This is a genomic window from Streptomyces sp. NPDC050546 (genome assembly GCF_044457425.1).
In the GTDB taxonomy this organism is placed as follows: Bacteria; Actinomycetota; Actinomycetes; order Streptomycetales; family Streptomycetaceae; genus Streptomyces.
The window spans coordinates 171,058-197,493 of sequence record NZ_JBITGX010000016.1; the positions used below are offsets into that span (position 1 = coordinate 171,058).

The window sequence follows — 26,436 nt, forward strand, 5'->3', positions numbered from 1 at the left end:
GGGGTCACGATCCCCCGCTTGACAGCCGACGCCATCTTGCCGCCCCCGCACACCCGGGCGTAGACCAGATCGCACGGGAGCGCGCTCGACGTTCGACGAGGAACGAAGAACGGGGCAGTCATGCGCATGACGAGCAGCACCATCCGGACACGCTGGTCGCCCGAGAAGGCGACCCCCCAGCACCGCAGAGCCGCCAAGGCCGCGGCCACGGTCGCCGCGGGAGCGCTCGCGCTCTCGCTCACCGCCTGCGGAAGCAGCGACAGCGACAGCGGTGGAAGCACGGGCGACACCCAGCAGACCGCCGACAACGTCACCCTTCCGAAGCTGGACGGGACGAGCCTGGAGGTCGCCGCCGTGTGGAGCGGCACCGAACAGGCCAACTTCAAGAAGGTCCTGGAGGAGTTCGAGAAGCGCACGGGCGCCAAGGTCACGTTCGTGCCCGCGCAGGACCCGATCATCAACTTCATCGGCTCGAAGGTGGCCGGCGGGCAGCCGCCGGACATCGCGATGCTGCCGCAGCCCGGCGCCATCAAACAGGCCGTCGACAAGGGCTGGGCCAAGCCTCTCGGCTCCGACGCCCTCAAGGAGCTCGGCGAGAACTACTCGCAGGGCTGGCAGGACATCGGCAAGGTGGGCGGCAAGGAGTACGGCGTCTACTACAAGGCCGCCAACAAGTCCCTGATCTGGTACAACAACCAGGTCTTCGAGAACGCGGGGGCGAGTGAGCCCGAGACCTGGCCGGATCTGCTCAACACCGCGCAGACGGTCTTCGACTCCGGCGTCACCCCGTTCTCCATCGGCGCCGCCGAGGGCTGGACGCTGACCGACTGGTTCGAGAACGTCTACCTCTCCCAGGCGGGACCGGAGAAGTACGACCAGCTGGCCCAGCACGAGATCAAGTGGACGGACCCGTCCGTGAAGGACGCGCTGACCACGCTCGCGCAGATCTGGGGCAAGCCGGACTACATCGCGGGCGGGGCGAACGGGGCGTTGCAGACCGACTTCCCGGCCTCCGTCACGCAGGTCTTCACCGGCGGGGACCAGCCCAAGGCGGCCATGGTCTCCGCGGGTGACTTCGCGCAGGTCAACATCCCGTCGAGTATGAAGATCGGGACGGACGCGAAGGTGTTCCCGTTCCCCGCGGTCGGTGACAACGGCCCGGTGGTCTCGGGCGGTGACGCGGCCGTGATCCTGGAGGACTCGAAGGGCTCCCAGGCCCTGGCCACCTGGCTCGCCTCCCCCGACGCGGCGGAGATCCAGGCCAAGCTGGGCGGTTACCTCTCACCGAACAAGAACGTGCCGAACTCCGCGTACCCGAACGCGGTGCAGCAGAAGATCGCCAAGGCGCTCATCGACGCCGGTGACGACTTCCGCTTCGACATGTCCGACCAGGCCCCGCAGGCCTTCGGCGGTACGCCCGGCAAGGGCGAGTGGAAGATCCTCCAGGACTTCCTGAAGAACCCGAAGGACATCGCGGGTACGCAGGCGAAGCTGGAGGCCGAAGCGGCAGCGGCCTACGGGAACTGATGCCATGACGTCTGCCACGGCGGCAGGGGGCAGCGAGCCCCCTGCCGCTCCCAAGACGCGCAAGAGTGTGACCGGCACCCGCAGGACCGTCGCGGCGCTCTTCCTGCTGCCCGCGCTCGTCCTGCTCGGCGCACTCGTGGTGTACCCGATCGGGTACTCGGTCGTGCGCAGCTTCTACGACCAGTCCGGTGACGGCTTCGCCGGAATAGACAACTACAAGTCGCTCTTCACCGACGAGGGCATCCGCACCGCGCTGAAGAACAACATCATCTGGGTGGTGTTCGCGCCGACGGTCGCGACGGCGCTCGGCCTGATCTTCGCGGTGCTGACCGAACGGGTGCGTTGGGGTACGGCGTTCAAGCTGGTCGTCTTCATGCCGATGGCGATCTCGATGCTGGCGGCGGGCATCATCTTCCGCCTGGTGTACGACCAGGATCCGGACAAGGGCGTGGCGAACGCGGTGTGGGTGGGCGTGCACGACACGTTCGCCCCGTCGTCGGCGTTCCCGAAGGCCCACCCGGGCCGGGACTCGCCGCTGGAACCGGCCGGCGGCGGCGCGTTCATCACCAAGTCGCCCGTGCGCGCGGGCGAGGCCGTCTCGCTGCCCCTGGTGGGTGTGGCGCCCGATCTGATGCCCGACGACGCGAAGGCCGCGGTGGCGCCGAAGCCCGAGCCGGACAAGGTCACCGGCACGACCTGGCAGGACTTCACGCGCGGCAAGGGCGTCGGCAAGCTCAACGGGGTCGACCCGGCCGAACTGGGTTATGCGGGCATGAAGGTCGAGGCCGTGAAGGACGGCAGGGTCGTGGCGTCGGCGACGGCCGCCGACGACGGCACCTTCACGTTGCCGGCCTCGGCCGACGGGGCTCAACTACGGCTGCCGGAAAGCAACTTCAAGGAGCCGTACAACGGCCTGGACTGGCTCGGCCCGTCCCTGGTCACCCCGTCCATCATCGGCTCGTACATCTGGATGTGGGCGGGCTTCGCGATGGTGCTGATCGCGGCCGGGCTGGCGAGCGTGCCCCGGGAGCTGCTGGAGGCCGCCCGGGTCGACGGCGCGTCCGAGTGGCAGGTGTTCAGACGGGTCACGGTGCCGCTGCTGGCGCCGGTCCTCGCGGTCGTCATGGTCACCCTGATGATCAACGTGCTGAAGGTCTTCGACCTGGTCTTCATCATCGCCCCCGGCTCCTCCCAGGACGACGCGAACGTCCTGGCCCTGGAGCTGTACCGCAAGGGCTTCTCCGAGGACCAGCCGGGCGTCGCGAGCGCCATCTCGGTGTTCCTGCTGCTGCTCGTGATCCCGGTGATGTGGTTCAACGTGCGTCGGCTGCGGCGGGAGGTGCGGCGATGAAGGCCAAGCAGTCGCTGGGGGCGCGGCTCGCCGAGGGGGTGAGCGGTGGGCTGCTGCGGGTGTTCCTCATCGTGGTCGGCCTGTTCTGGCTGGTGCCGACGATCGGTCTGCTGCTGTCCAGTCTGCGCTCGCCGGAGGACATCGCGGCGAGCGGCTGGTGGAAGGTGTTCACGGAGCCGTCGCAGATCACCTTCGACAGCTACGCGAAGCTGCTGGAGAACGACGACATCACCAGCTCCCTGCTGAACACGGTGTGGATCACCGTCCCGGCGACCCTGCTGGTCGTGATCATCGGCTCGCTGGCGGGCTACGCCTTCGCCTGGATGGAGTTCCCGGGCCGGGACTGGTGGTTCCTCGGTGTGGTCGGCCTGCTGGTCGTACCGGTGCAGGTCGCGCTGATCCCGATCGCCGAACTCTTCGGCAACATCGGCATCTTCGGCACGGTGCTCGGCGTGGTGCTCTTCCACGTCGGCTTCGGTCTGCCCTTCGCGGTGTTCCTGCTGCGGAACTTCTTCGCCGAGATCCCGAGAGAGCTGCTGGAGGCGGCCCGCCTGGACGGGGCGGGTGAACTGCGGCTGTTCTTCCGTGTCGTGATGCCGCTCGGCGGCCCGGCCATCGCCGCCCTCGGCATCTTCCAGTTCCTCTGGGTGTGGAACGACCTGCTGGTCGCGCTGATCTTCTCGGACTCCGGGAGCCAGCCGATCACGGTCGCGCTCCAGACGCAGGTACGGCAGTTCGGCAACAACATCGACGTGCTGGCACCCGGCGCGTTCATCTCGATGGTGATCCCGCTGGCCGTCTTCTTCGCGTTCCAGCGGCAGTTCGTATCCGGCGTGATGGCTGGGGCGGTCAAGTAGTCGTAGTAGCAAGGGAGTTGGAGGGGCGGGCCGGTGGCGGGCCGCCCCTTCGGCATTCCCCCGGATGACGTAGCCGCCGTAACCAAGTGGCCCTCCCGGCCGTTCCCGGGCCGAACGCCCGCGCCGACCGATGGATGGCCTCTTGCCCAGGTTCAGTGTCATTGTCCCCGCGTACCAGGTTCAGGCGTACCTGCACGAGTGTCTGGAGTCGGTGCTCTCCCAGTCCTGTCCCGATCTGGAACTGATCGTCGTCGACGACTGCTCGCCGGACGCGTGCGGCGCGATCATCGACGAGTTCGCCGCCCGCGACGCGCGTGTACAGCCCGTCCATCTGCCCGAGAACGTCGGCCTGGGCCCCGCCCGCAACGCCGGAGTGGCGCACGCGAGCGGCGACTACCTGCTGTTCCTCGACAGCGACGACACCCTCACGCCGGACGCCCTGCGCTCCATCGCCGACCGGCTGAAGGAGACCGGCGAGCCGGACGTCCTGGTCTTCGACTACGCGCGGACGTACTGGACGGGCGAGGCGGTCCGCAACCAGGCGGCCCTGCAGCTCTCCGAGGGGGGCCCGGCCCCGTTCCGCCTGGAGGACCGGCCGGGCCTGCTGAAGCTGCTGATGGTCGCCTGGAACAAGGCCTACCGGCGGGAGTTCGTCGAGGAGAAGGGGTTCGCCTTCCCGCCCGGCTACTACGAGGACACGCCGTGGACGTACCCGGTGCTGATGACGGCCGAGTCGATCGCGACCCTCGACCGCGTCTGCGTGCACTACCGGCAGCGCCGGATCGGCAGCATCCTGCGCACCACCAGCGAGCGCCACTTCGACGTCTTCGACCAGTACGACCGTGTGTTCGCGTATCTCGACGAGCGCCCCGGGCTGGACCGGTGGCGGTCGGCGCTGTTCCGCCGCATGGTCCACCACCTGGCGATCGTGTACTCCCGGCGGGACCGGCTGCCGCGCGGCTCACGGGCGGACTTCCTGCGCCGGGCCCGCGCCCACTACCGCCGCTACCGCGTCCCGGGCCCGCCCGTCCCCCTGCGCGCCCGGGTGCACCACACCCTGATCCGCTTCGGCCTGCACCGCACCTACCGCACGCTGCAACTGGCGGCGGCCCTGCACCGCGCCACCGCCCGGACCACCAGGAAGCTGCTGCACGGCCTGCGGTCCGCCGTGCTCAGGGTCCACTACGGCTCCCAGCGCTGCCTCCCCGTGCGCGACCGTGCCGTCTTCGCCGCCCACGACGGCCGCGGCCACGGCTGCAACCCGGGCGCGCTGGAGTCCACGGTCCGCGACCTCGCGCCGCACATCCGGACGGCGTGGATCGCCCGTCCGGAGCACCATCACGCCAGTCCGCCGGGCCCGCGCTGCCTCGTCCCCGGCACGGCCGCCTACTGGACGGCGCTCGCCCGTTCCCGGTACCTGGTCAGCAACACCGACTTCGACCACCGCCTGGTCAAGCGCCGGGGCCAGGTCCTGATCCAGACCGGGCAGGGCACCCCGCTGGGGCACATCGGCCTGGACCTCCAGGAACGCCCGGCGGCGGCGCGCGGCAGGGACTTCGCCCGGCTGCTCAAGGGCGTCGACCAGTGGGACTACGTGCTGTCCGCCAACCGCCACACCACCCTGACCCAGGAGCGCGTCCACCCCGGGCGCTACACCACGCTGGAGTACGGCTACCCGCGCAACGACGTGTTCCGGACGGCGACCCCGGCGGACGTGACCCGGCTGCGCGCCTCACTGGGCATCCCGGAGGGCACGGTGGCGATCCTCTACGCGCCGACCCACCGCGACTACCGCCGCTCCCAGCACCGCACCCTCGACCTCCAGCGGATCGTGCGGCGCCTCGGCCCGCGTTTCGTCGTCCTGGCCCGCGCCCACCACGCCTACGGCGCCCCGCTGACCACCACCCGCGGCCGGGTCGTCGACGTCAGCGACCACCCGAGCGTGGAGTCGCTCTGCCTGGCCTCGGACGCCCTGGTCACGGACTACTCGTCGCTGATGTTCGACTACGCCAACCTGGACCGGCCGATCGTGATCCACGCCGACGACTGGGAGGCGTACGAGGCGGCCCGCGGCACCTACTTCGACCTGCGGGCCTCACCTCCGGGCGCCCTCGCGCGCGGCGAGGACGAGCTGATCGACATCTTCGCCACCGGCCACTGGCGTGGCTCCCGCTCGACCCAGCTGCGCGCGGCGTTCCGCGAGCGGTTCTGCGCCTACGACGACGGACGGGCCGCCGAGCGGGTCGTCCGCCGCGTCGTTCTCGGGGAGTCGGAGCTGCCGCCGGTCGTCCCGCTCGACGAACGCCGTCCGGTGCCGTCGGCGGCGGCCTCGCTGGCGCGTGAGCCGCTCGCCACGGTGCCGCGCCCGGCCGGCCCCCCGAACATCACCGACCACCTCTGACCACCTCTGACCACGGTCCTCACGCCGGGGAGTCCGCATGCCCTCCAGCCCGTCGCGGCCGACCCCCAGCCGGCCGCCGTCCTGGCGTCCGTCGGGGGGGCCGCGCTCCTGAGAGCGTCCGCAGCACCTCGTAGACCAAACCCCCGAAGACCCCGAAGCCCCTCAACGCCCCTCTACAGAAAGAGCAGAATGCCCCGCTTCAGCATCGTCGTCCCGTCCCATGGGGTCGCGGGCCGGCTGTCCCTGGCGCTGGACTCGGTCCTCGCCCAGTCGTTCGGCGACTTCGAGCTGATCCCGGTGTGCGACGCACCCGACGCACCGGCGGCCGACGTCGTCGCCGGGTACGCCGAGCGGGACTCCCGGGTGACGCCGGTGCACTCCCCGCCCTCGGCCGGTCTGGCCGGGGCGCGCAACACCGGGCTGCGGGCGGCCGTCGGCGGCCATGTGCTGTTCCTCGACGGCGACGACGTCCTGGTCCCGGGGGCGCTGGCGGCGCTGGACGCCCGGCTGAGCGCGGTGGGCGACGGGGACGCGCCGGCGGATGTCCTGTACTTCGAGCACGAGCGCACCCCCTGGTGGGAGGGCGAGCCGGCCAACCCGGCCGCGCCCCTGCTGGCCCGGACCCCGGACGGAGTCTTCTCCCCCGACCGGGCCCCGGAGCTGACGGGCGTGACGCTCCCGGCGTGGAGCGCGGTCTACCGCCGGGCCTTCCTCACCGAGCGGGACCTCACCTTTCCCGGGGACCACTTCACCGACGTCGGGTTCGGCGCCCTGGTCGCTCTGCGGGCGGAGCGGGTGGCGGCCCTGCGCGCGGTCGTCGTCCGGCATCTGCTGCGCCGGCAGGGCAACCGGCTGAACCTTCCGGGCGAGCACCACGCCGAACTGCTGGACCAGACCGAGCTGGTGCTGACGCGGGCCGCGGAGCAGGGGCTGTCCGCGGACCGGCTGAAGCCGCTGTTCACCCAGCTCTTCGCCGCCGTACTGAAGACGGCCGCCCACCCCCGGCGGCTGCCGGACGGGCGCCGCGCCTTCTTCCGCCGGGCGAGCGCGCTCTACCGGCGGCACCGCCCCGCCGGCTACCGGGTGCCCGGCGGCAGCGTCGGCGTCCAGCACCGGCTGCTGGCGGCCGGTTCGTACCCGGCGTTCCGCACCCTGCGCGCCGCCAACCGGAGGGCGATGCGGGCCGCCGCCCTGCTCCCGCGCCCCCGCGGGCTGCGCACCCGACTGCGCTACGCGGCGAGCCTGCGCCTCCCGCTCGACAAGAACCTCGCCGTGTACTGCGCGTACTGGGGCCGGGGCTATGTCTGCAACCCGGCCGCGATCCACGCCAAGGCGCGCGAACTCGCCCCGCATCTGCGCTCGGTGTTCCTTGTGGAGCCGGACGCGGTGGACGCCGTGCCGAAGGACGTGGAGTACGCGGTCATCGGAAGCCGGAAGTACTGGGAGGCGCTGGCCCGCGCCCGGTACCTGGTCAACAACGCCAACTTCGCGGACGCCGTGGTCAAGCGCCCCGGCAGCACGCACCTCCAGACCCAGCACGGCACCCCGCTGAAGACGATGGGCGCGGACCAGGCGACGTATCCCGTGGTGGCCGCGGCGACGGGGAGCTTCGCCAGGCTGCTGGCCCGGGTGGACCGCTGGGACTACAACCTCACCTCCAACCGGCACTCCACCGAGATGTGGGAGAAGGCGTTCCCCGGGGCGCACGAGACCCTCGAGTACGGCTATCCGCGCAACGACGTCTACTGCACGGCGTCCGCCGAGGACGTCGCCCGCGTCCGCAAGGAACTCGGCGTCCCCGAGGGCAAGAAGGCGATCCTCTACGCCCCCACGCACCGCGACTACGCCACCGGTTTCGCGTCCGGCCTGGACCTGGCCGAGTTCTGCGAGGCGATCGGCGACGAGTACGTGGTGCTGCTGCGCGCCCACTACTTCTACGACCAGGGGCCCGGCCGGGGCGGCGGCCGGATCATCGACGTCACGGGGCACCGCTCGTCCGAGGATGTGTGCCTGGCGGCCGACGCGCTGATCACCGACTACTCGTCGATCATGTTCGACTACGCCAACCTGGACCGGCCGATCGTCGTGTACGCCGACGACTGGGACGTCTACCGGGAGACCCGGGGCGTCTACTTCGACCTGATGGAGCTCCCGCCCGGCCGGGTCGCCCGTACGCCCGGGGAACTGGCGGCGGCCTTCGTCGACGGCACTTACGCGGACGGGTCCGCGACGGCCCTGCGTGCCGCGTTCCGGGAGCGCTTCTGCCAGTTCGACGACGGTCGGGCCGCCGAGCGCGTCGTACGCCGGGTGCTGCTGGGGGAGCCGCCCGAGTCGCTCCCGCCCGTGATCCCGCTCGCGGAGCGCGTCCCGGCCCCCGCCGCCACCCTCGTAAGGAGCTGACCGAAGAAGTGCCCCGCTTCAGCATCATCGTCCCCGTCTACAAGGTGCAGGGCTTCCTGCGCGAGTGTCTCGACTCGGTGCTCTCCCAGTCGTACGGCGACTTCGAGGTGATCGCCGTGGACGACCGCTCCCCCGACGGCAGCGGCGCGATCCTCGACGAGTACGCCGCCCGCGACGCCCGGGTGCGGGTGCTGCACCTGCCCGAGAACGTGGGCCTCGGCCGGGCCCGCAACGCCGGACGGGAGCGGGCGGCCGGCGACTACGTCCTGTTCCTCGACAGCGACGACCGCTACACGCCGGGTCTGCTGGCCGCCGTCGCCGCGCGACTGGAGGCGACCGGCGACCCGGACATCCTGGTCTTCGACCATGTGCGCACCCACTGGTGGGGCCGGGGCGGGCGCAGCGAGGCGGCGGACCTGCTGGCCGAGGCGGGCACGGAGACCTTCGGCATCCGGGAGAGCCCGCGGTATCTGAACCTGTTCCTGGTCGCCTGGAACAAGGCCTACCGGCGCGCCTTCCTCCAGGAGCACGGCCTGGAGTACGCGCCGGGGCTGTACGAGGACGCGCCGGTCACCTACCGGGCGATGGTGCTGGCGGACCGCATCGCCTGTCTGGGCCGGATCGGGGTGGAGTACCGGCAGCGCAGGCAGGGCGCGATCACCAGGACGCCGGGGCGCCGGCACTTCGAGATCTTCCCGCAGTACGAGGGCCTGTTCGCGTTCCTGGAGCAGCGCCCCGACCTCGACTGGGCACGGCCGCCGCTGCTCGAGCGGGCCCTTGACCACATGCTGTTCGTGCTGGCCCGCGAGGACCGGGTGCGGCCCGCGGACCGGGGCGACTTCTACCGCGAGATCCGCTCCTTCCACCGCCGTCACCTCCCCGAGGGCGGCTTCCCGGAGCCGGACGGCTGGCGCGGGGTCGAGATGCGGCTGCTGGCCTCGGCGCCCTACGCCTCGTACGCGGCGGTGCGGCGTCTGCGGGACCTGCGTGCGAGTGCCCTGGGAAAGAAGCGGCGGGTGGTGCGGAAGGCCTCGGGGACCGCTCTGCGCACCTGGTACGCGGCCCAGTCGAAGCGCCCGCTCGATCCGCAGCTGGCCGTCTACTCGGCGACCCACCACCGGGGCGTGAGCGGTGATCCGGCGGCGATCTACGAGAAGGCGCGCGAGATCGCCCCGCACATCCGGGGCGTGTGGGTGGTCCGGGAGGAGGCGGTGGACGCGCTGCCGCCCGGCATCGACCATGTGACGCCGGGCTCGCGGCGCTACCACGAGGTCATGGCGCGGGCCACGTACTGGGTGAACAACGTCAACTGGCCCGGCACCCTCGCCAAGCGGCCCGGCAGCGTCCACATCCACACCCACCAGGGCACCCCGCTCAAGTACATGGGCGCCGATCTGCTGACCAAGCCGGGCGCCCGGCACGGCTTCGACGTGCCTCAGATGCTGCGCCGGGCTGACCGCTGGGACTACAGCCTGGTCGCCGGCCTGCACGCCGAGCGGGCCTGGGAGCGGGCCTACCCCTGCCACTTCGCCTCGCTGCGGACGGGCAGTCCGCGCAACGACGTCCTGGTCGGCGCGGGCCCGGAGCGGGGCCAGGAGGTGCGCGAGCGCCTCGGCGTCCCCGCCGGTCACACGGTCGTGCTGTACGCGCCGACCCGGCGCGACTACCGCAAGGGCGGCCATGTCGAGCGGTTCGACCCGGCCCGGTTCGCCGAGGACCTGGGCCCCGGCCACGCCCTCGTCGTCCGGCTGCACCCCTCGCTGGCCGGGGGCGTGGCACGTGGCCTGGGGCTGGCCGAGCTGCACCGGCGGGGCGTGCTGGTGGACGCGACCGACGAGCCGCACGTCGAGGACCTGCTGCTCGCCTCCGACGTGCTGGTCACCGACTACTCGGCCCTGATGTTCGACTACGCCCTCCTCGACCGGCCGATCGTGGTCCACGCCGACGACTGGGGCGCGTTCGCGGCCAGCCGGGGCGCCTACTTCGACATCACGGCCGACGCGCCGGGGCATGTGTCGCGCTCCTACCGTGAGCTGGCCTGGCTGTTCGCTTCCGGCACCTGGCAGGACGGGGAGTCGGCGCGGCTGCGGGCGGGCTTCCGGGAGCGGTACTGCGAGTTCGAGGACGGCCGGGCCGCCGAGCGGGTCGTACGCCTGCTGATGCTGGGCGAAGGGAGCGGTGGGCTGCTGCCCGCGGCCCGCCGGACCCCCGGTGCCGGTTCGAGGTCCGGGGCGCTGGTCGAGCGATGAGAACTCCCGCCACTCCCGAGGCCGTCCCCTCCCTGCCCGGCCAGCGGGCCGCCTCGGCCCGTCCGCCGGCCGCCGCGGAGCGGCCGCGGCCGGTGCACTGGTGGCACGCGGCGCTGGTCGCCGTGCCCACCGCGGCCCTGTTCGTGCTGGGCTACCGGCGCCGCTGGATCTGCGACGACGGGCTGATCTATCTGCGGCCGGTCCGGCAGATCCTGGCGGGCAACGGGCCCGTGTTCAACGTGGGAGAGCGGGCGGAGAGCTCGACCGGCACCCTGTGGCAGTGGCTGCTCGCGCTCGCCGCCTGGGTCACCGGCGAGGACCCCGCGTTCCTCGCGGTCGGGCTCGGGCTGCTGCTGAGCACCGCCGGGTTCGGGCTCGCCCTGTACGCCACGTGCCGGCTGCACCGGGGCGCCCGGCTGCTGCTCCCGGCGGGTGTGTGCGTGCTGCTGGCCGTGCCGCCGTTCTGGTCGTACATGACCTCGGGCCTGGAGAGCGGCCTGGGCGCCTTCTGGACCGGCCTGTCGTGGTGGCTGCTGACGCGCACCCGGCGCGGGCAGCCGTCCCGGCCGGTGTACACGGCCGCCTTCGTGTTCGGTCTCGGTCCGCTGGTCCGGCCCGACCTCGCGGTCGTCACGGCGTGTTTCCTGGCGGCGCAGTGGTGGGTGCTGCGCCCCTCCCGGCGGGGCACCGCCGCGATGCTGGCCTCGGCGGGAGCCCTGCCGCTGGCGTACGAGGTCTTCCGGGCGGGGTACTACGGGATCCTGGTGCCGCTGCCCGCCATCGCCAAGGAGGCGAGCGCCAGCGACTGGGGTCGGGGAGCCGGCTATGTGCAGGAGACGGTCGGGCCCTACTGGCTGTGGCCCGTCGTCCCCGTGCTGGGCGCGCTGGCCGTCCTGCTGGTGCGGCGCACCCGCCGGGAGCGGCGGTACCGCGCCCCCGGGCGGACCTCGCTCGCCGTGGTGCTGGCTCCCCTGGCCGCTGGCCTGCTGCTGTCCGCGTACGTCATCCGCGTCGGCGGTGACTACATGCACGCGCGCATGATCCTGCCCGCCCTTCTGCTGCTGCTCCTGCCGGTGCTGGTCGTGCCGGCGAACCGATTCACCGGCGTCGCGAGCGCGCTGCTGCTGGTGTGGCTGTGCGCCGCGGTCAGCCCGCTGCGGACGCCGTTCGACGTGCGCGGCACGCCCGGGTCGTTCAATGTGCGCAGCTCCGACGTGGAGGCCCTCGGCGACCACAACCCGGTGCGCACCGCCACCTGGGTGGGCAACTGGCCCGCCCTGCCGGAGGGGCGCGGCATGCTGGCGGAAGCGGTGCGCGCGCCCGGGCCGACGCTGCTGTACTTCGACTCCGGGCGGCGGCTGCACGCCACGCCGATGCGGCCGGACTCCCGGTACCACGTGGTGATCGTGGGCCGTCATCTCGGCGTCACGGGAGCCGCGGCGCCTCTCGACGCCTATGTCAACGACGCCTGGGGGCTGGCCAGTCCCGTCGGCGCGCATCTCGCGCTGGAGCGGTGGAGCTGGCCCGGGCACGAGAAGTTCCTGCGCAACCACTGGGTCTTCGCGGAGTGGGCGCCGCGGCACCCGCCGCAGCGCGATCTGCTGCGGGCCGGGGCCTCACTGGAGACGGTCGTGGCGGCCCGGGCCGCGCTGGACTGCGGTGAACTGGCAGAGCTGAAGGAGTCGGTGCGCGCGCCGCTCACCGCCGAGCGTTTCTGGCGGAATCTCACGGGGTCCGTCGAGCGGACGGGGTTCCGGTTCGCGCGCTGGCCCGCGACGGCGGAGAAGGCACTCTGCGACTGACCCGATGAGGTGACCCAGGGTCAGGGCACGCGTGCGGGCGGGAACATCTGGCGCATGCCCGCCCCCACTTCTGTGAGCGCCTCGGTCCTGGTCCGGCGGACCGTGCGCGGTGCGACGGCGCTGCGCGGCGGGCCGATGGGCCGGCTCACCCCGTACCAGTTGTTCGGCACCGTGTTCTGGCTGGTGATGACGCTGGCGTACTGGCGGGTCCCGCTGTGCTGCGACGCCGGACTGCACGCGGCGGTCGTGGAACGGCTCAGGGCCGATCTGCTCCACCCGGCCCACCCCATGGCGGACCTGCCGGGCGAGGGCAGCCCCTCCTACGGCCCCTACGCCGTCGCGCAGGGCATGCTGGCCCGGCTGACGGGGCTGTCCGGCTGGGGAGTCGTGAAGCTGGCGGGGCCGGTGCATCTGCTGGTGCTGCTGACGGGGCTCGGCCGTTTCGTCCGGACCCTGACCCCGCGCCCCTGGGCGCCGGTGCTGGCCCTGCTGTTCATGACGCTGCTGTGGGGCACGGCGAGGATCCCGTGGAGCGACGGCCTCGGTCTGCTGCCGATGACGACGAACCTGGGCTATCCCTCCGCGCTCGCGATCGGGCTGACGCTCTGGGCGTGGGCCTGGACGGCGACCCGTGCGCGTGACGACGCCCCCGCCGTGCGGTTCGTCGGTCCGAGCGGGCTCGGCGGCCGGCCGGGGTACGCGGGGCTCGGCGCCCTGTACGGACTGATCCTGCTCACCCACTTCGTCACGGCCGCCTCGGCGCTCATCGGCGCGGTGGCGATCGTGGCGTCCCGGCAGCGCGGGTGGCGCCGGCCGGTCGTGGCGCGCTGGGCGCTCGCCGGGGCCGTCTGCGGGGCGGTCGCGGTGTCGTGGCCGTACTACGACGTGCTGGATCTGGTGGGCGGGACCGGCGGGGACGCGAGGGACCGGCGGCCGTACGAGGAGATGTTCGCCGGCTCCTGGCTGGCGCTGCTCGGGGTGCCCGCGCTGTGGGTGCGGGCGCGTGGGTCCTCACGTGATCCGCTGGTGCTGATGTTCCTGCTGGAGTGCCCGCTGGTGGCGTACGGCTGGGTGAGCGGGCACTACACGTATGCCATGGCCCTGTGGGCCGTCCTGGTCCCGCTTCAGTGCGCGCTCGCGGTGGAGCTGGCGGCGCCCCGGCCCTGGCGGCGGGCCCGGAAGGTGCTGGGCGGGGCGGCGGCGGCCGGGGCGTGCGCCGGGTTCGTCACCGTGCACGCAGGGGCGGTGGTGCCGCGCTCGGTCGACCCGGTGGGGTTCGCACAGCCCGTGCGCCGGCCGGCGTACGACTGGGCGGCACGGCACATCGGGCCGGGCGAGGTGGTGATCACCGACGGGTATCAGGCCGGCCACTCCCTCGCCGGGTACGGGCCGAACCTCGCCGCCCCCGTCCGGCCCGACCCGGCCCTGGACGAACGGGAGCGGGAGCGCCGGGCGGCCGATGTCCGGGCCTGTCTGTCCCCCGGTTCGACCCGCGCCCAGCGTGCCGCCGTGATCCGCCGCTACCACGTGCGCTGGCTGCTGCTGACGCGCTGGCACCGGGTGCCCGAGGAGGCCGTGGTGGTGGCGTGGAGCGGGGAGACGGGGGAGGTGCTGGCGCGGGTCGGGAGTGACGTGCCGGTGGTTACTCGATGACGAGGTCGACCTCGATGTTGCCGCGGGTGGCGTTGGAGTAGGGGCAGACCTGGTGGGCCTGCTCGACGAGCTTGCGGCCGGTCGCCTCGTCCACGCTGTCGGGCAGCTCGACGCGGAGCGTGACGGCGAGACCGAAGCCCTCGCCCTGCTTGCCGATGGAGACCTCGGCGGTCACGGCGGCGTCGCTGACGTCGACCTTGGCCCCGCGGCCGACGAGGCCGAGGGCGCTGCCGAAGCAGGCGGCGTAACCGGCGGCGAAGAGCTGCTCCGGGTTGGTGCCCTGGCCGTTGCCGCCCAGCGCCTGCGGCATGCCCAGCGCGAGGTCCAGCGTGCCGTCGGAGCTGACGGCGCGGCCCTCGCGACCGTGGGTGGCGGTGGCGACAGCGGTGTAGAGCGCGTCCATGGAAATCTCCCTCTCGCATCACGTTCCGGCGGCCCGCTTCCGGGCCGCCTGACATCCATGATTAGAGCACACAATTAAGTTGTGTGCAATTGAATGGCGGGTCCGAGCTACCCTGGAGGCATGAACACGCCGGACGACGACTGGCTCCGCCTGGACCAGCAGATCTGCTTCTCCCTGCACGCGGCCTCCCGCGCCTTCAACGGCGTCTACCGCGTGATCCTCAAGGACCTCGGGCTCACCTACCCGCAGTACCTGGTGATGCTGGTGCTCTGGGAGCAGGGCGAACTGCCCGTGAAGAAGCTCGGGGAGTACCTGCGCCTCGACTCCGGCACCCTGTCGCCGCTGCTCAAGCGACTGGAGGCGGCGGGCCTCGTGCGCCGGGAGCGCAGCGCTCGCGACGAACGGTCGGTGGAGGTGCGGCTGACCGAGGAGGGCACGGCGCTGCGGACGCGGGCGCTCCAGGTGCCGCGCCGGATCGCCGGGGCGACCGGCTTCGACGCGACCGAGGTCCGCGCCCTGCGGGCCCGCCTCGACGAGCTCACCTCCGCACTGGACGCGGCCGCGCTCTCGGAGGTGCCGGGCGACCGGCAGTCGTAGTCACCTAGGGCGTTTTATCGCTTTCACGGCATTCACCCGATTTACGATCCGTAGTAATGAATGCCGCTGTGGATGCCGACAGGCCTCACCCCCAGGTCGCCGTCGTGGTCATCGGCTACGACGACGCCGCCCATGTGACGGACGCCGTGCGCTCGGCGCTCGCGCAGGGCCCGGCCGTGCGCGAGGTCGTGGCCGTCGACGACTGCTCGGCGGACGGCAGCGCCGACCTCCTCGACCGGCTCGCCGCGTCGGAGCCCCGTCTGAGGGTGATCCGCCGCCGGGTCAACAGCGGCGGCTGCGGCACCCCGCGCAACACCGGGCTCGACGCGGTGACCTCGCCGTACGTGATGTTCCTGGACAGCGACGACGTCCTGCCGCCCGGCGCGGTCGACGCGCTGCTCGGGGCCGCGACGGGCGCGCACGCGGAGGTCGCGGGCGGTCTGTGCGTACGCCGGGAGCTGCCGTCGGGGCGTGAAGTGCCCTGGCAGGCGCGCCTCTACGCACTCCACGCCGTGGTACCGCGCCCCGCGCTGCGACCGCAGCTGGTCCAGGACCCGCTCTGCGTCAACAAGCTCTACCGCACCGACTTCCTGCGCGAGCACGGCATTCGCTTCCCCGAGGGCCGCTTCCCGTACGAGGACATCGTCTTCAGCGCGCGTGTGCTGGCCGCGGACCCACGTATCGCCCTGGTCCCGGACCTGGTGTACGTCTGGCACGTGCGCTGGTCCGCCGAGCGGCTGTCGATCTCCCTGGACCGGGCCGGCGTCGGCAACTGGCGGGCCCGGACGGAAGCCTGCCGACAGGCGTACGAGACCCTGCTGGGCGCCGGGCAGAAGGCACTCGCGCGGGCCGCGCGCGCCAGGTTCCTCGACCACGAGCTGCGGATCTACGTGCGCGAGCTGGGGCTGCGTGACGCCGCCTACCGGCGCGCGTGGTGGGAACTGACCCGGGCGCATCTCGCGGAGTACGACGCCGACGACTGGGCGCTCGACCCGGCCGCTCCGGGCCGGCTGGCCGGGCGGGTCGTCCTGGCCTCCCCGGAGCCGCGCGACCTGCCCCGGCTGCGGGAACTGGCGGCCCGTCCGGCCCGCCTCTGTCCGCCGTACGCCCGGGCCGCCGACGGCACGCCCGTCTGGTCGGAGGACCTCCCGCAGGTCTCCCTGGAGCCCCTGCTGACCCGGCCGGTGCGCGCGCTGCCCCTCGCCGTGGACGCGGAGCTTCGGCCACGCGCGCGGGGCGCCCGGCTGCGGCTGCGCCTGCACGAGCTGTACGGCCGGGTGGGGCGGGCGGGCCCGGCGGCGGTGGAGGTGGAGTGGCGGCACCGGGACGACGGGGACGCCGTCGCCCCCGTCGTCGCGACGGAGTTCGCGGCATCCGCCGACGGCTGGTCGGCCGAGACGGACCTCGACCTCCCCACGCTGGCGGCGCTCGGTACGGCCACCTGGGACCTGCGCCTCCGCCTCCGCTTCCGTGACGGCGTGAGCCGCGAGGTCACGGCGCACGCGCTCGCGGGCACTGGTCTGCTGCGCCGCAGTGCCGTTCCGAGCGCCCGGTACGGCGTGGTGCTCGTGCAGCCGTACGCCACCCACTCCGGCGCGCTGGCGCTGCGGGTGGCGCCCGGCGTGCGCGGCGTGCTCTCCGTCGTACGCGCTCGAGTGCGGCGCCTGCTTACCTGAAAGCCGCCTGCTTCACTTGGAACACGACGGGACAGCTGACGAGGGGACGGTCGCACATGACCTGGTTGATCACCGGCGGCGCCGGCTACATCGGCGCGCACGTCGTACGGGCGATGACCGCGGCGGGAGAAGGGGCGGTGGTCTACGACGACCTGTCCACCGGTATCGCCGAGCGCGTGCCCGAGGGGGTGCCGCTGGTGGTGGGCTCGACGCTGGACGCCGAGCGGCTCGCGCGCGCCCTCGCGGACCACTCGGTCACCGGTGTCGTCCATCTCGCGGCGAAGAAGCAGGTGGGCGAGTCGGTCGAGCAGCCGCTGCGCTACTACCGGGAGAACGTCGAGGGCCTGCGGATCCTGCTGGACGCGGTGACGGCGGCGAAGGTGCCGTCCTTCGTGTTCTCCTCCTCGGCGGCGGTGTACGGCATGCCGGACGTGGACCTGGTCACGGAGGAGACGCCCTGCGTGCCGATGTCGCCCTACGGCGAGACGAAGCTGGCCGGTGAGTGGCTGGTCCGCGCGACGGGCCGGGCGAGCGGCCTGTCGACGGCGTCCCTGCGCTACTTCAACGTGGCGGGCGCTGCGAGCCCGGAACTCGCGGACACCGGGGTCTTCAACCTCGTGCCCATGGTCTTCGAGAAGCTCACGGAGGACGCGCCGCCGCGGATCTTCGGCGACGACTACGCGACCCCGGACGGCACCTGCGTACGCGACTACATCCACGTCGTCGACCTGGCCGAGGCCCATGTCGCGGCGGCCCGGGCGCTGCGCTCCTCCCCCGGCCGCGACCTCACGCTCAACATCGGCCGGGGCGAGGGCGTCTCCGTGCGCGAGATGATCGACCGCATCAACGCGATCACCGGCTACGACCGCCCGCCCACGGTCTGCCCCCGCCGCCCCGGCGACCCGGCCCGCGTCGTCGCCTCGGCCGACCGCTCCGCCACGGAGCTGGGCTGGAAGGCCAGGCACGACGTCCAGGACATGATCGCGTCGGCGTGGGAGGGGTGGGTGCGGCTGCACCCGGAGGCGGTGCGGGGCTGAACCCCGCTTCACCTGTCGGCGAGCCCCCTCACAACGCCCGCAACGCCCCCGCCGTTGCCCGGGCCAGTGATCCCAGGTAGCCCTTCGGGAGCTTCGGGCTGCGGATCACCACCGAGCGCCAGTACAGCGGGCCCGAGATCAGGTCGAGGGCCAGGTCGTGGTCGAGGCCCTCGCGGAGCTCGCCGCGGCGTTCCGCCGCCGTGACGATGCCGGTCGCGACGCCGTCCTGGCCCTCACGCAGGGCCTTCTGGAGCGCCTCGGCGATCTCGGCGTTGCGCGCCGCCTCGGCCTGGAGGTCGGGGATGATCTGCGAGGCGACGGGGTGGCGCAGGGCGCGGGACGTCACCTCGTACAGCAGCCGCAGATCGCCCTCCAGGGAGCCGGTGTCCGGCGCGGGCAGGCCCTGCACGGCGAGCGCAGAGACGATGTCGAGCACGAGGTGCAGCTTCGAGCGCCAGCGGCGGTACACCGCCGTCTTCCCGACGCCCGCCCGGCGCGCGATCCCCTCGATGGACATCCGCGCGTAGCCGACGGCCGCGAGCTCCTCGAACACGGCCGCCCGGATCGCGTCCGTCACGTCCTCCCGCAGCACGGCCGCCCCCGCGGGCGCCCGGCGGCGCGGACGTGGCTGCGGCTCCGACTGCGGCTGCGACTTCTGCGGCGGCGGCTCGTCGGCGTTCGCGTTCGTCGTCATGCCGACAGCATAGGGGCGTCACGACGAAACGGTTGCGTTCCGACGCTCGAAAGGCCTACGCTCGCGTTGCGACGATACGGTCCCGTCCCGACGTAAGAATTCGTGAAGAGTCTGGTAAAAACCCCACTTTCCCGCTCCTCACGACCCTGGGGCCCACACCCCTCCCCCGAACCCCCCGAACGAAAGCAGCGGATGTGAGCCAGGTCCTCGACACACCGCCCCAGCCACCGGCCCCGGCCCCGGCACCCGCCGGCGACGACCTCGCGGCCCTCGCCGCCCGTCACGGCCTCGCGGTCAGCGGCGCCCGGCCCTCGCTGCCCGCGTACGTCCGCCAGCTGTGGGCCCGCCGCCACTTCATCACCGCGTTCGCCACCGCCAAGCTCACCGCCCAGTACAGCCAGGCGAAGCTGGGCCAGGTCTGGCAGGTGATGACCCCGCTGCTGAACGCGGCGGTCTACTACTTCATCTTCGGCGTCCTGCTCGGCACCAAGCACGGTGTGCCGGACTACATCCCGTTCCTGGTCACGGGCGTGTTCATCTGGACGTTCACGCAGAGCTCGATCATGGCGGGCACCCGCGCCATCTCCGGCAACCTGGGCCTGGTGCGCGCCCTGCACTTCCCGCGCGCCGCCCTGCCCCTGTCGTTCTGCCTCCAGCAGCTCCAGCAGCTGCTGTTCTCGATGGGCGCCCTGGTCGTCATCCTGCTCTGCTTCGGGGTGCCGGTCGGCGTGTCCTGGCTGCTGGCGCTGCCGGCGCTGTTCCTGCAGTTCACGTTCAACGCGGGCGTCTCCATGGTCATGGCCAGGATGGGCGCCAAGACCCCGGACATCGCCCAGCTGATGCCGTTCGTGCTGCGCACCTGGATGTATGTCTCGGGTGTCATGTGGAGCATCGACAAGCTGGCCGACAAGGACAGCCTGCCGCGTGTGGTGACGGTCCTGCTGGAGACCAACCCGGCCGCGATCTACATCGACCTGATGCGCTTCGCCCTGATCGACAGCTTCCACGCGAGCCAGCTCCCGGCCCATGTGTGGGCGCTCGCCGTCGGCTGGGCCCTGGTCGCCGGTGTCGGTGGCTTCATCTACTTCTGGAAGGCTGAGGAGACGTACGGCCGTGGCTGACAACACCAACGAAAAGGTCCCCACCGTCGTCGCCGACGGCGTCGACATCGTCTACCGCGTCAACGGCACCGGCGCCGGACGCGGCTCCGCGACCGCCGCCCTGAACCGCATCGTGCGCCGTAAGAAGACCGAGAAGGCGGCCGGTGTGCGCCGGGTGCACGCCGTGCGGAACGTGTCCTTCGTCGCGTACAAGGGCGAGGCCATCGGCCTGATCGGCACCAACGGCTCCGGCAAGTCGACCCTGCTGAAGGCCGTCGCCGGGCTCCTCCCCGTGGAGAACGGCCGCATCTACACCCACGGCCAGCCCTCCCTGCTCGGCGTCAACGCGGCCCTGATGAACGACCTGACCGGCGAACGCAACGTGCACCTCGGCGGCCTGGCCATGGGCATGTCCCGCGAGCAGATCAGGGAGCGCTACGAGGAGATCGTCGACTTCTCCGGCATCAACGAGAAGGGCGACTTCATCACCCTGCCGATGCGCACGTACTCCTCCGGCATGGCCGCGCGGCTGCGGTTCTCCATCGCCGCCGCCAAGGACCACGACGTGCTGCTGATCGACGAGGCGCTGGCCACCGGCGACCGCTCCTTCCAGAAGCGCTCCGAGCAGCGCATCCGCGAGCTGCGCAAGCACGCGGGCACGGTGTTCCTGGTCAGCCACAACAACAAGTCGATCCGCGACACCTGCGACCGGGTGCTGTGGCTGGAGCGCGGCGAACTGCTCATGGACGGGCCGACGGAGGACGTCCTCAAGGAGTACGAGGCGTTCACCGGGGACAAGTCCGCGAAGCCCAAGCCCAAGCCCAAGCCGGAGCCGAAGGTTCCTGTTCGCTCGTGAGGCGTACTCCGGTCGGCCGTTTTGTCCTATTGATGAAACCATGACCGAATACGACGCATCAGTGAGAAGGAGCCCTCGCGATGGCCGAGCTCAGCCTCATCGTCCACGGGGCGAACGTTCAGGACCATCTGACGGAGCTCCTCGACTCCCTCGCCGCGCACCCCCTCCCCGACGCCGAGGTGATCGTGGCCGCGGTCGGCGACTGGGCCCGGGAGACGGCCGAGCGGCACACCCCGGACGTCCAGGTGCTGCCGGTGCCGAACGGCATGGGCGACGCGGCGGCCCGGGCGGCGGGCGCGGCCCGGGCCTCGGGCCGCTGGCTGCACTTCGTCCACGCCAAGGACGGCCTGCCCGCCGGCGCCCCGCGCACGGTCGCCGAGCGGGTGGCCGAACTGCCCGCCGAGGTGGACGTCCTGCTGCTCGACCACGTCCGCAGCACCTGGCACACCTCCGGCATGCCCTCCCCGAACGGCTCCCTGCTGGCCCGGGCGGGCCGCGCCGATGTCGCCCTCGACGTCTGCGCGCCCCTGCTGCGCCTCACCCCGCTGCTCGGCACCCGCGTCCTGCGCGCGGACTTCTGGCGGGCGCACGAGCAGCAGCTCACCACCGACGACGAGCCGCACGCCGCCCTGGCCGCCCTGCTGCTCGCCGACCGCGTCGCCTGCCTGCCGCACGTCGCCTACGAGGACCGCGCCCTGCGCCCGGCGAGTCTGCCGCCGGTCACTCCCGAACAGCGCTACCACCTCGTCGAGCGCTACGAGTCCCTCCTCGACCTCACCCGGGGCCGCCCCGCCGCCCACGCCGTGCTCTACGACGTCATGGTCCGCGACTGCCTGCGCGTCTTCGCGCGCGGCGGCATGGAGGAGGAGGTCGCGCGGGAGTTCTTCCGCCGGGCGTCCCTGGCCGCCCTGCGCCGCCGCCCCGAGGGCTACAGCCGCCCCGCCGGTCTCGAAGGCGTCCGCCGCTCCCTGCTCGAGGAGGGCGCCTACGCCAGGTACCGGGCCTTCCAGGCCGTCAACCGCACCCGCCGCACCGCCAAGTCGGCCGTACGGAGCCGCAAGCGCCAGGTCGGCGCCAAGCTCCGCGACCACCAGTACCGCAGGGCGCTCGCCCGCCCGGTCAACCCCCACCTGGCGGTGTTCGCGGCGTACTGGAACCGCGGCGTCGCCTGCAACCCCGCCGCGATCGCCGCCGAGCTCTCCGAACTCGCCCCGCAGATCCACCCGGTGTGGGTGGTCACCCAGGAGAACGAGGCCCTCCTCCCGCCCGGCACCGACCATGTCGTGCCCGGCAGCCGCCGCTACTGGGAGGTGCTGGCGACGGCCAAGTACCTCGTCAACAACGTCAACTTCCCGGGCGCGGTGGTCAAACGCCCGGACGCGATCCACGTCCAGACCCACCACGGCACGCCCCTGAAGCGCATGGGCCTGGACCAGATGGCGTACCCGGCCGCCGCGCAGGGCCTGGACTTCAAGGCGCTGCTGGAGCGCATCGACAAGTGGGACTACAGCGTCTCCGCCAACAGCCACACCACCCGTATGTGGGAGCGCGCGTACCCCTCGCACTACGTCTCCCTCGACCACGGCTATCCGCGCAACGACGTCTACTACACGGCCACGGCCGACGACATCCGCGCCGTCCGCGACCGCCTCGGCATCGACCCGGGCCGCCGGGCCGTCCTCTACGCGCCGACCCACCGCGACTACGAGGCAGGCTGGACCCCGCGCCTGGACCTGGCCGCCCTCGCCGACCGCCTCGGCGATGACACCGTCCTGCTCGTGCGCGGCCACTACTTCTACGGCGGCGCGGCCTCCCCGCTCACCAACCTGCGCCGCACGGGCCGGATCATCGACGTCTCCTCCTACGACCCGGTCGAGGATCTGTGCCTGGCGGCGGACGCCCTGGTCACGGACTACTCCTCGATCATGTTCGACTACGCCAACCTCGACCGGCCGATCGTGATCCACGCCGACGACTGGGAGACGTACCGCACCACCCGCGGCGTCTACTTCGACCTGATGGACCAGGCCCCGGGCCCGATCGCCCGCACCCAGCAGGAGCTGACGGAGATCCTCACCACCGAGGCCTGGCGTGACGAGAGCGCGGCGAAGACCCGCGCCGTGTTCCGGCGCCGGTTCTGCGAGTACGACGACGGACGCGCGGCCGAGCGCGTCGTACGCCGGGTCTTCCTCGGCCAGGACGAACGCTCCCTGCCGCCGGTACTGCCGATCGAGGAACGCACCCCGGCCCCGACCCCGCAGGAGGCGACCGCATGAGCACCCCCGACGTCACCGTGACGGTCATCGTCTACAACGACGCCGAGCGCCTCACGCGCGCGGTCGACTCGGTCCGCCGGCAGACCCACGCGAACATCGAGATCATCATCAGCGACGACCACTCCACGGACGGAAGCGCCGAGGTGGCACGGCGTCTCGCGGCCCAGGACCCCCGCGTCCGCCACCTCCGCCTGGAGCAGAACAGCGGCGGCTGCGGCGTCCCCCGCAACCGCGCCCTGGACATCGCCCGGGCGCCGTACCTGATGTTCCTCGACAGCGACGACGAACTCCCCGACGACGCCGTCGCCCTGCTGCTCGCCGCGCACCGCGAACGCGAGATCGACTTCGCGATGGGGGCGGTGCAGCGGGTCCGGGTGGACAACGGCCGCCGCTCGACCTGGATGCCGCACCTGGTCGCCGAGCGCCGCACCCTCGACGGCGTCGAGGCCGACCCGCGCCTGCTCTTCGAGCACCTGTCGACGAGCAAGATGTTCGCCCGCGCCTTCCTCGACCGGCACGGCCTGCGCTTCCCGGAGGGCATCCACTACGAGGACCAGTTGTTCTCGGCGCAGGCGTACTGCCTGGCCAAGAGCTTCACGATCGTCCCGGAGCCGGTCTACCGCTGGTACGTGGCGCCCTACGCGGCCTCCGAGGCGGCCTCGATATCGAACCAGCGGCACAAGCTCGCCAACGTCCGCGACCGTATCCACGTCCAGCACCTCATCGACACGTTCCTGGCCGAGAACGGGCACGAGGCGCTGCGTGAGGACAAGGACTACAAGTTCCTCAAGCACGACTTCCGGATGTACGCCGGTGACCTGCCCTACCGGGACGAGGCATGGCTGTCCTCCTTCGCTGACCTGGTCACCCCGTACCTCGACACACTCGCCCCCGGCGCGTTCGCCCGGCTTCCGCGCGCCGAACGCGTCGTCCTCCGGCTGATCCGCGACCGCCGCCTGCCGGAGGCCCGGGTGGCGGCCCGGGGCCTGGGCCACGGCGTGGGGCCGCGGCAGATCACGACGGACGGGGCGGGCCGCACGTACTGGGGCGACCGGATCCCCGCCTCCGAAGAGGCCCGCCGCGAACTGGACATCTCAGACCTGGATCTGGAGACCCGCCCCTTCCCCAGCGCCCAGTTCCGCCACGAGATCACGGAGATCACCCGAGGCCCTGGCTCCTCCGTCGACCTCGCGATCCGCACGTACGACCCGGCCCTGCGCCTCCCCGTCGGCCCCCGGCGCGCCACGCTCCTCATCGCCCCCGGCGGCCACCGCGTCCATGTCCACTTCCGTCTCTCCCCCGTCGGCCCCGGCGTCTTCGAGGGCCACGCCCACCTGGACCTCGGAGCGGCGTTGCTCCCGTTCTACGGCTTCTCCGGAGTCCGCCACCCCCTGCTCCGCCTGCAACACGAGGGCGTCTCCCACACCGGCCTCCTCCTGGCCCCCCTGACCTTCCCGGCCTTCACCATCCAGGTCCCCCACCACCAGCTCACCCTGGAACCCGAGGGCCACAACCCCGGCCGCCTCCAGATCCGCTGGGAACCCACAGGAGCCACAGCCAAACTGATCCGCCCCACAGTCCGCCGCCTGGCCCGCCCCCGGGTAAAACGGGCAGCCCGCTTGCTGGCAAGCGCCCTGCGCTGAGCCCTAGCTGCGGCCATGCGTCCCGCCCCTCCCCCGCTGCGGGCATGCGCCCCGCTCCCCTCCCCCGCTGCGAGCCATGCGCCCCGCTCCCCTCCCCCGCTGCGAGCATGCGTGCCGCCCCCCTCCCCCGCTGCGAGCATGCGTGCCGCCCCCTCCCCCGCTGCGGGCATGCGTGCCGCTAGGGGCGGCACGGGTGGGCGCAGCGGCACCCCGCACCGCCGGGCTGCGCAGCCACCCGCCCCCAGCACCAACGCCACCCGCACCTCAACGCGGAGTTGGACAACCCCCTCAAGCTCACCGCACCACCGCGTACAACACCTGCCCCCCAGGCCCCCGCCCCACCTCCCGCAACCCAACCCCCCGCCGCCCATCCGCCCCCGTACCCATCACCCACCGCACCCCGTACTCCCGCAAAATCGCCCCCCGCTCCCCCTCAGACACCCCCACCCCGAAATACCTCCGCACCGCCTCCTCCCGCCGCCCCTCATCCGGCAGGAAGAAGTCGGGATACCCAGGCGCCACGGTGTACGCCCCATACGCCGGAATCTGCGCAGAAGGCCGCCCCAACCGCGCCATCACCACATCCCCGTACCTCACCCACCGCGTCATCCACTGGTACCCCACCCACGGCTCCCGGTACTTCTCCGCGACGACCCCCGACAGAGCCCCCGACACAGCCCCCGGCAGATCCCCCGGCCTCACCACGTACCCCACCGTCCCCACCTGCGTCCACGCCCCCACAGCCAGCGCCACCCCCAGCACACACCCCCACCCCACCCGCACCGCACGCCGCCCGGCCTCCCCCACCTCCACCGCCACCGCCACCTGCGCCGGAATCAACACCGCCGGCAACACCCGCCCCCACGCGTACTGCCCGCTCACCCCACCCACCGCCACCACGGCAAACCCCAGCACGAAGAACAGCACCAGCGGATCCCACCGATCCCGCCACCACCGCGCCCCCAGGGCCACCACCCCGAGCAGCACCAGCCAGTACCGCCCGAACAGGTCCTCGTACAGCGGCCGATGCACCGACTCCAGCCCGCCCCACGCCCCGGCCAGCGCGAAGAAGTCGTAGTACGGCCACATCAGCAGCACCACAAGCCCCAGCACCACCCCGCACCCCAGCCGCCCCCACACCGCCCGGCCCGGCCGCGCGGCGAGCACCGTCGCGACCGCCCCCAACGAGGCCACCACCCCCGAGAACTGATGGCACAGCAGGATCACCGCCCACAGCACCCCCAGCCCGAGCCACACCCCCCACCCCCCGTCCTCCCGTACCGCCCGCCCCAGCCAGGCCCAGAGGTGAAACGCCAGCCCCAGGGCGAACACGCTCGGATACGACACCGTCAGCGCGAGTGAGTTGAGCCCGTAGAAGCCGCTCCAGGTGAAGAGCACCGTCCCCCACAGGAACAGCAGGCTCAGCAAGGCCACGGCGGGCGCCGCACCACGGCCGCTCAGCGTCCGCACATACCGCCACACCCCTGTCACCAGCAGCCCGAGCCCGACGAACGCCCCGATCCGCAGCACCCAGAAGACCGACAGATCACTCACCCGCGCGACGCAGCCGAGCACCACCATCCAGGGCGAGTAGTAGGGACTCGGCGTGTCCGCGTCGACGAGCGGATTGCCGGGGTCGAGGAGGTTGTGCCGCAGCCGCTGGACGGTCGCCGCGTGCACACCGAGATCCCCGGCCCAGGGCAGCCGGACGATCACGAGGAGCAGCAGCACGACGACAGCCGCGGCGACCACGACGACGGCGGCCCGCGCGGCGAGGGCGGGTCTCACGGCACAAGCCTCAGCCCGAAACGGTCAGTCCTCCACTCGAACCGCCCGGAGACCCGCGAGGAACCTGAGGCATGCGAAAGGCGCCCCGGACCGAAACCGGCCCGGGGCGCCCAAGAGGACATACGC

Annotated in this window: 18 protein-coding genes; 15 read left to right on the forward strand and 3 right to left on the reverse strand. The window is 72.4% G+C overall.

Features of this window, described 5'->3' with window-relative positions:
* Positions 1-120: 120 nt before the first annotated feature.
* From ACIBK5_RS33665 to ACIBK5_RS33700, 8 genes are all read left to right on the forward strand, one after another.
* Positions 121-1,527 carry an ABC transporter substrate-binding protein gene (locus ACIBK5_RS33665; protein ID WP_399025563.1) on the forward strand — a complete coding sequence of 469 codons (1,407 nt, stop codon included), beginning with the start codon at positions 121-123 and terminating at the stop codon, positions 1,525-1,527.
* Positions 1,528-1,531: 4 nt separating this feature from the next.
* A complete protein-coding gene (locus ACIBK5_RS33670) occupies positions 1,532-2,878 on the forward strand; it encodes an ABC transporter permease subunit (RefSeq protein ID WP_399025565.1) in 1,347 nt (448 codons plus the stop codon).
* Positions 2,875-3,735 (forward strand): carbohydrate ABC transporter permease, encoded by an 861-nt coding sequence (locus tag ACIBK5_RS33675; protein ID WP_399025567.1) that lies wholly within the window; start codon positions 2,875-2,877, stop codon positions 3,733-3,735. The genes ACIBK5_RS33670 and ACIBK5_RS33675 overlap by 4 nt, the downstream gene beginning before the upstream one ends.
* A gap of 142 nt (positions 3,736-3,877) precedes the next feature.
* Positions 3,878-6,136: a CDP-glycerol glycerophosphotransferase family protein gene (locus ACIBK5_RS33680; protein WP_399025569.1), complete on the forward strand. Its 2,259-nt coding sequence runs from the start codon at positions 3,878-3,880 to the stop codon at positions 6,134-6,136.
* Between the two features lie 189 nt (positions 6,137-6,325).
* Entirely contained in the window at positions 6,326-8,536 is a 2,211-nt protein-coding gene (locus tag ACIBK5_RS33685) for a CDP-glycerol glycerophosphotransferase family protein (RefSeq protein WP_399025572.1), read from the forward strand.
* Positions 8,537-8,544: 8 nt separating this feature from the next.
* Entirely contained in the window at positions 8,545-10,785 is a 2,241-nt protein-coding gene (locus tag ACIBK5_RS33690) for a CDP-glycerol glycerophosphotransferase family protein (RefSeq protein ID WP_399025574.1), read from the forward strand.
* Positions 10,782-12,587 carry a hypothetical protein gene (locus ACIBK5_RS33695; RefSeq protein WP_399025576.1) on the forward strand — a complete coding sequence of 602 codons (1,806 nt, stop codon included), beginning with the start codon at positions 10,782-10,784 and terminating at the stop codon, positions 12,585-12,587. The genes ACIBK5_RS33690 and ACIBK5_RS33695 overlap by 4 nt, the downstream gene beginning before the upstream one ends.
* Before the next feature lie 72 nt (positions 12,588-12,659).
* Entirely contained in the window at positions 12,660-14,240 is a 1,581-nt protein-coding gene (locus tag ACIBK5_RS33700) for a hypothetical protein (RefSeq protein WP_399025647.1), read from the forward strand.
* On the opposite strand, the gene ACIBK5_RS33705 is transcribed toward ACIBK5_RS33700, so the two are convergent.
* The gene (locus ACIBK5_RS33705) at positions 14,230-14,643 is read right to left on the reverse strand and encodes an Ohr family peroxiredoxin (RefSeq protein ID WP_391109635.1); all 414 of its coding nucleotides are present in this window, start codon (positions 14,641-14,643) and stop codon (positions 14,230-14,232) included. The two genes, ACIBK5_RS33700 and ACIBK5_RS33705, sit on opposite strands and share 11 nt — an antisense overlap.
* A gap of 93 nt (positions 14,644-14,736) precedes the next feature.
* Here ACIBK5_RS33705 and ACIBK5_RS33710 point away from each other — a divergent pair, with 93 nt between their 5' ends.
* Genes ACIBK5_RS33710 through galE form a run of 3 tightly spaced genes read left to right on the forward strand, consistent with a single transcriptional unit; the run spans position 14,737 to position 17,953 of the window.
* Positions 14,737-15,240, forward strand: a complete 504-nt coding sequence (locus ACIBK5_RS33710) for a MarR family winged helix-turn-helix transcriptional regulator (protein WP_399025578.1) — start codon at positions 14,737-14,739, stop codon at positions 15,238-15,240.
* A 56-nt stretch (positions 15,241-15,296) separates the two neighbouring features.
* Positions 15,297-16,916 carry a glycosyltransferase family 2 protein gene (locus tag ACIBK5_RS33715; RefSeq protein WP_399025580.1) on the forward strand — a complete coding sequence of 540 codons (1,620 nt, stop codon included), beginning with the start codon at positions 15,297-15,299 and terminating at the stop codon, positions 16,914-16,916.
* Between the two features lie 56 nt (positions 16,917-16,972).
* Positions 16,973-17,953 carry a UDP-glucose 4-epimerase GalE gene (gene galE / locus ACIBK5_RS33720; protein WP_399025582.1) on the forward strand — a complete coding sequence of 327 codons (981 nt, stop codon included), beginning with the start codon at positions 16,973-16,975 and terminating at the stop codon, positions 17,951-17,953.
* A 28-nt stretch (positions 17,954-17,981) separates the two neighbouring features.
* On the opposite strand, the gene ACIBK5_RS33725 is transcribed toward galE, so the two are convergent.
* On the reverse strand, positions 17,982-18,647 hold the full coding sequence (locus ACIBK5_RS33725) for a TetR/AcrR family transcriptional regulator (RefSeq protein ID WP_399025583.1): 666 nt from the start codon (positions 18,645-18,647) through the stop codon (positions 17,982-17,984).
* Between the two features lie 194 nt (positions 18,648-18,841).
* Between ACIBK5_RS33725 and ACIBK5_RS33730 the strand changes: the two genes are divergently transcribed.
* The 4 genes from ACIBK5_RS33730 (at position 18,842) to ACIBK5_RS33745 (ending at position 24,522) form a co-directional block, all read left to right on the forward strand.
* Positions 18,842-19,768, forward strand: coding sequence for an ABC transporter permease (locus tag ACIBK5_RS33730; RefSeq protein WP_399025585.1), 927 nt, complete (start codon positions 18,842-18,844; stop codon positions 19,766-19,768).
* On the forward strand, positions 19,761-20,603 hold the full coding sequence (locus ACIBK5_RS33735) for an ABC transporter ATP-binding protein (protein WP_399025587.1): 843 nt from the start codon (positions 19,761-19,763) through the stop codon (positions 20,601-20,603). The genes ACIBK5_RS33730 and ACIBK5_RS33735 overlap by 8 nt, the downstream gene beginning before the upstream one ends.
* Before the next feature lie 80 nt (positions 20,604-20,683).
* Positions 20,684-22,879, forward strand: coding sequence for a CDP-glycerol glycerophosphotransferase family protein (locus tag ACIBK5_RS33740; protein WP_399025589.1), 2,196 nt, complete (start codon positions 20,684-20,686; stop codon positions 22,877-22,879).
* Complete coding sequence (locus ACIBK5_RS33745) at positions 22,876-24,522, forward strand: glycosyltransferase family 2 protein (RefSeq protein ID WP_399025591.1); 1,647 nt, start codon at positions 22,876-22,878, stop codon at positions 24,520-24,522. Before ACIBK5_RS33740 ends, ACIBK5_RS33745 begins: the two co-directional genes overlap by 4 nt.
* 294 nt (positions 24,523-24,816) lie before the next feature.
* On the opposite strand, the gene ACIBK5_RS33750 is transcribed toward ACIBK5_RS33745, so the two are convergent.
* Entirely contained in the window at positions 24,817-26,310 is a 1,494-nt protein-coding gene (locus ACIBK5_RS33750; protein ID WP_399025593.1) for a hypothetical protein, read from the reverse strand.
* Positions 26,311-26,436: the final 126 nt, after the last annotated feature.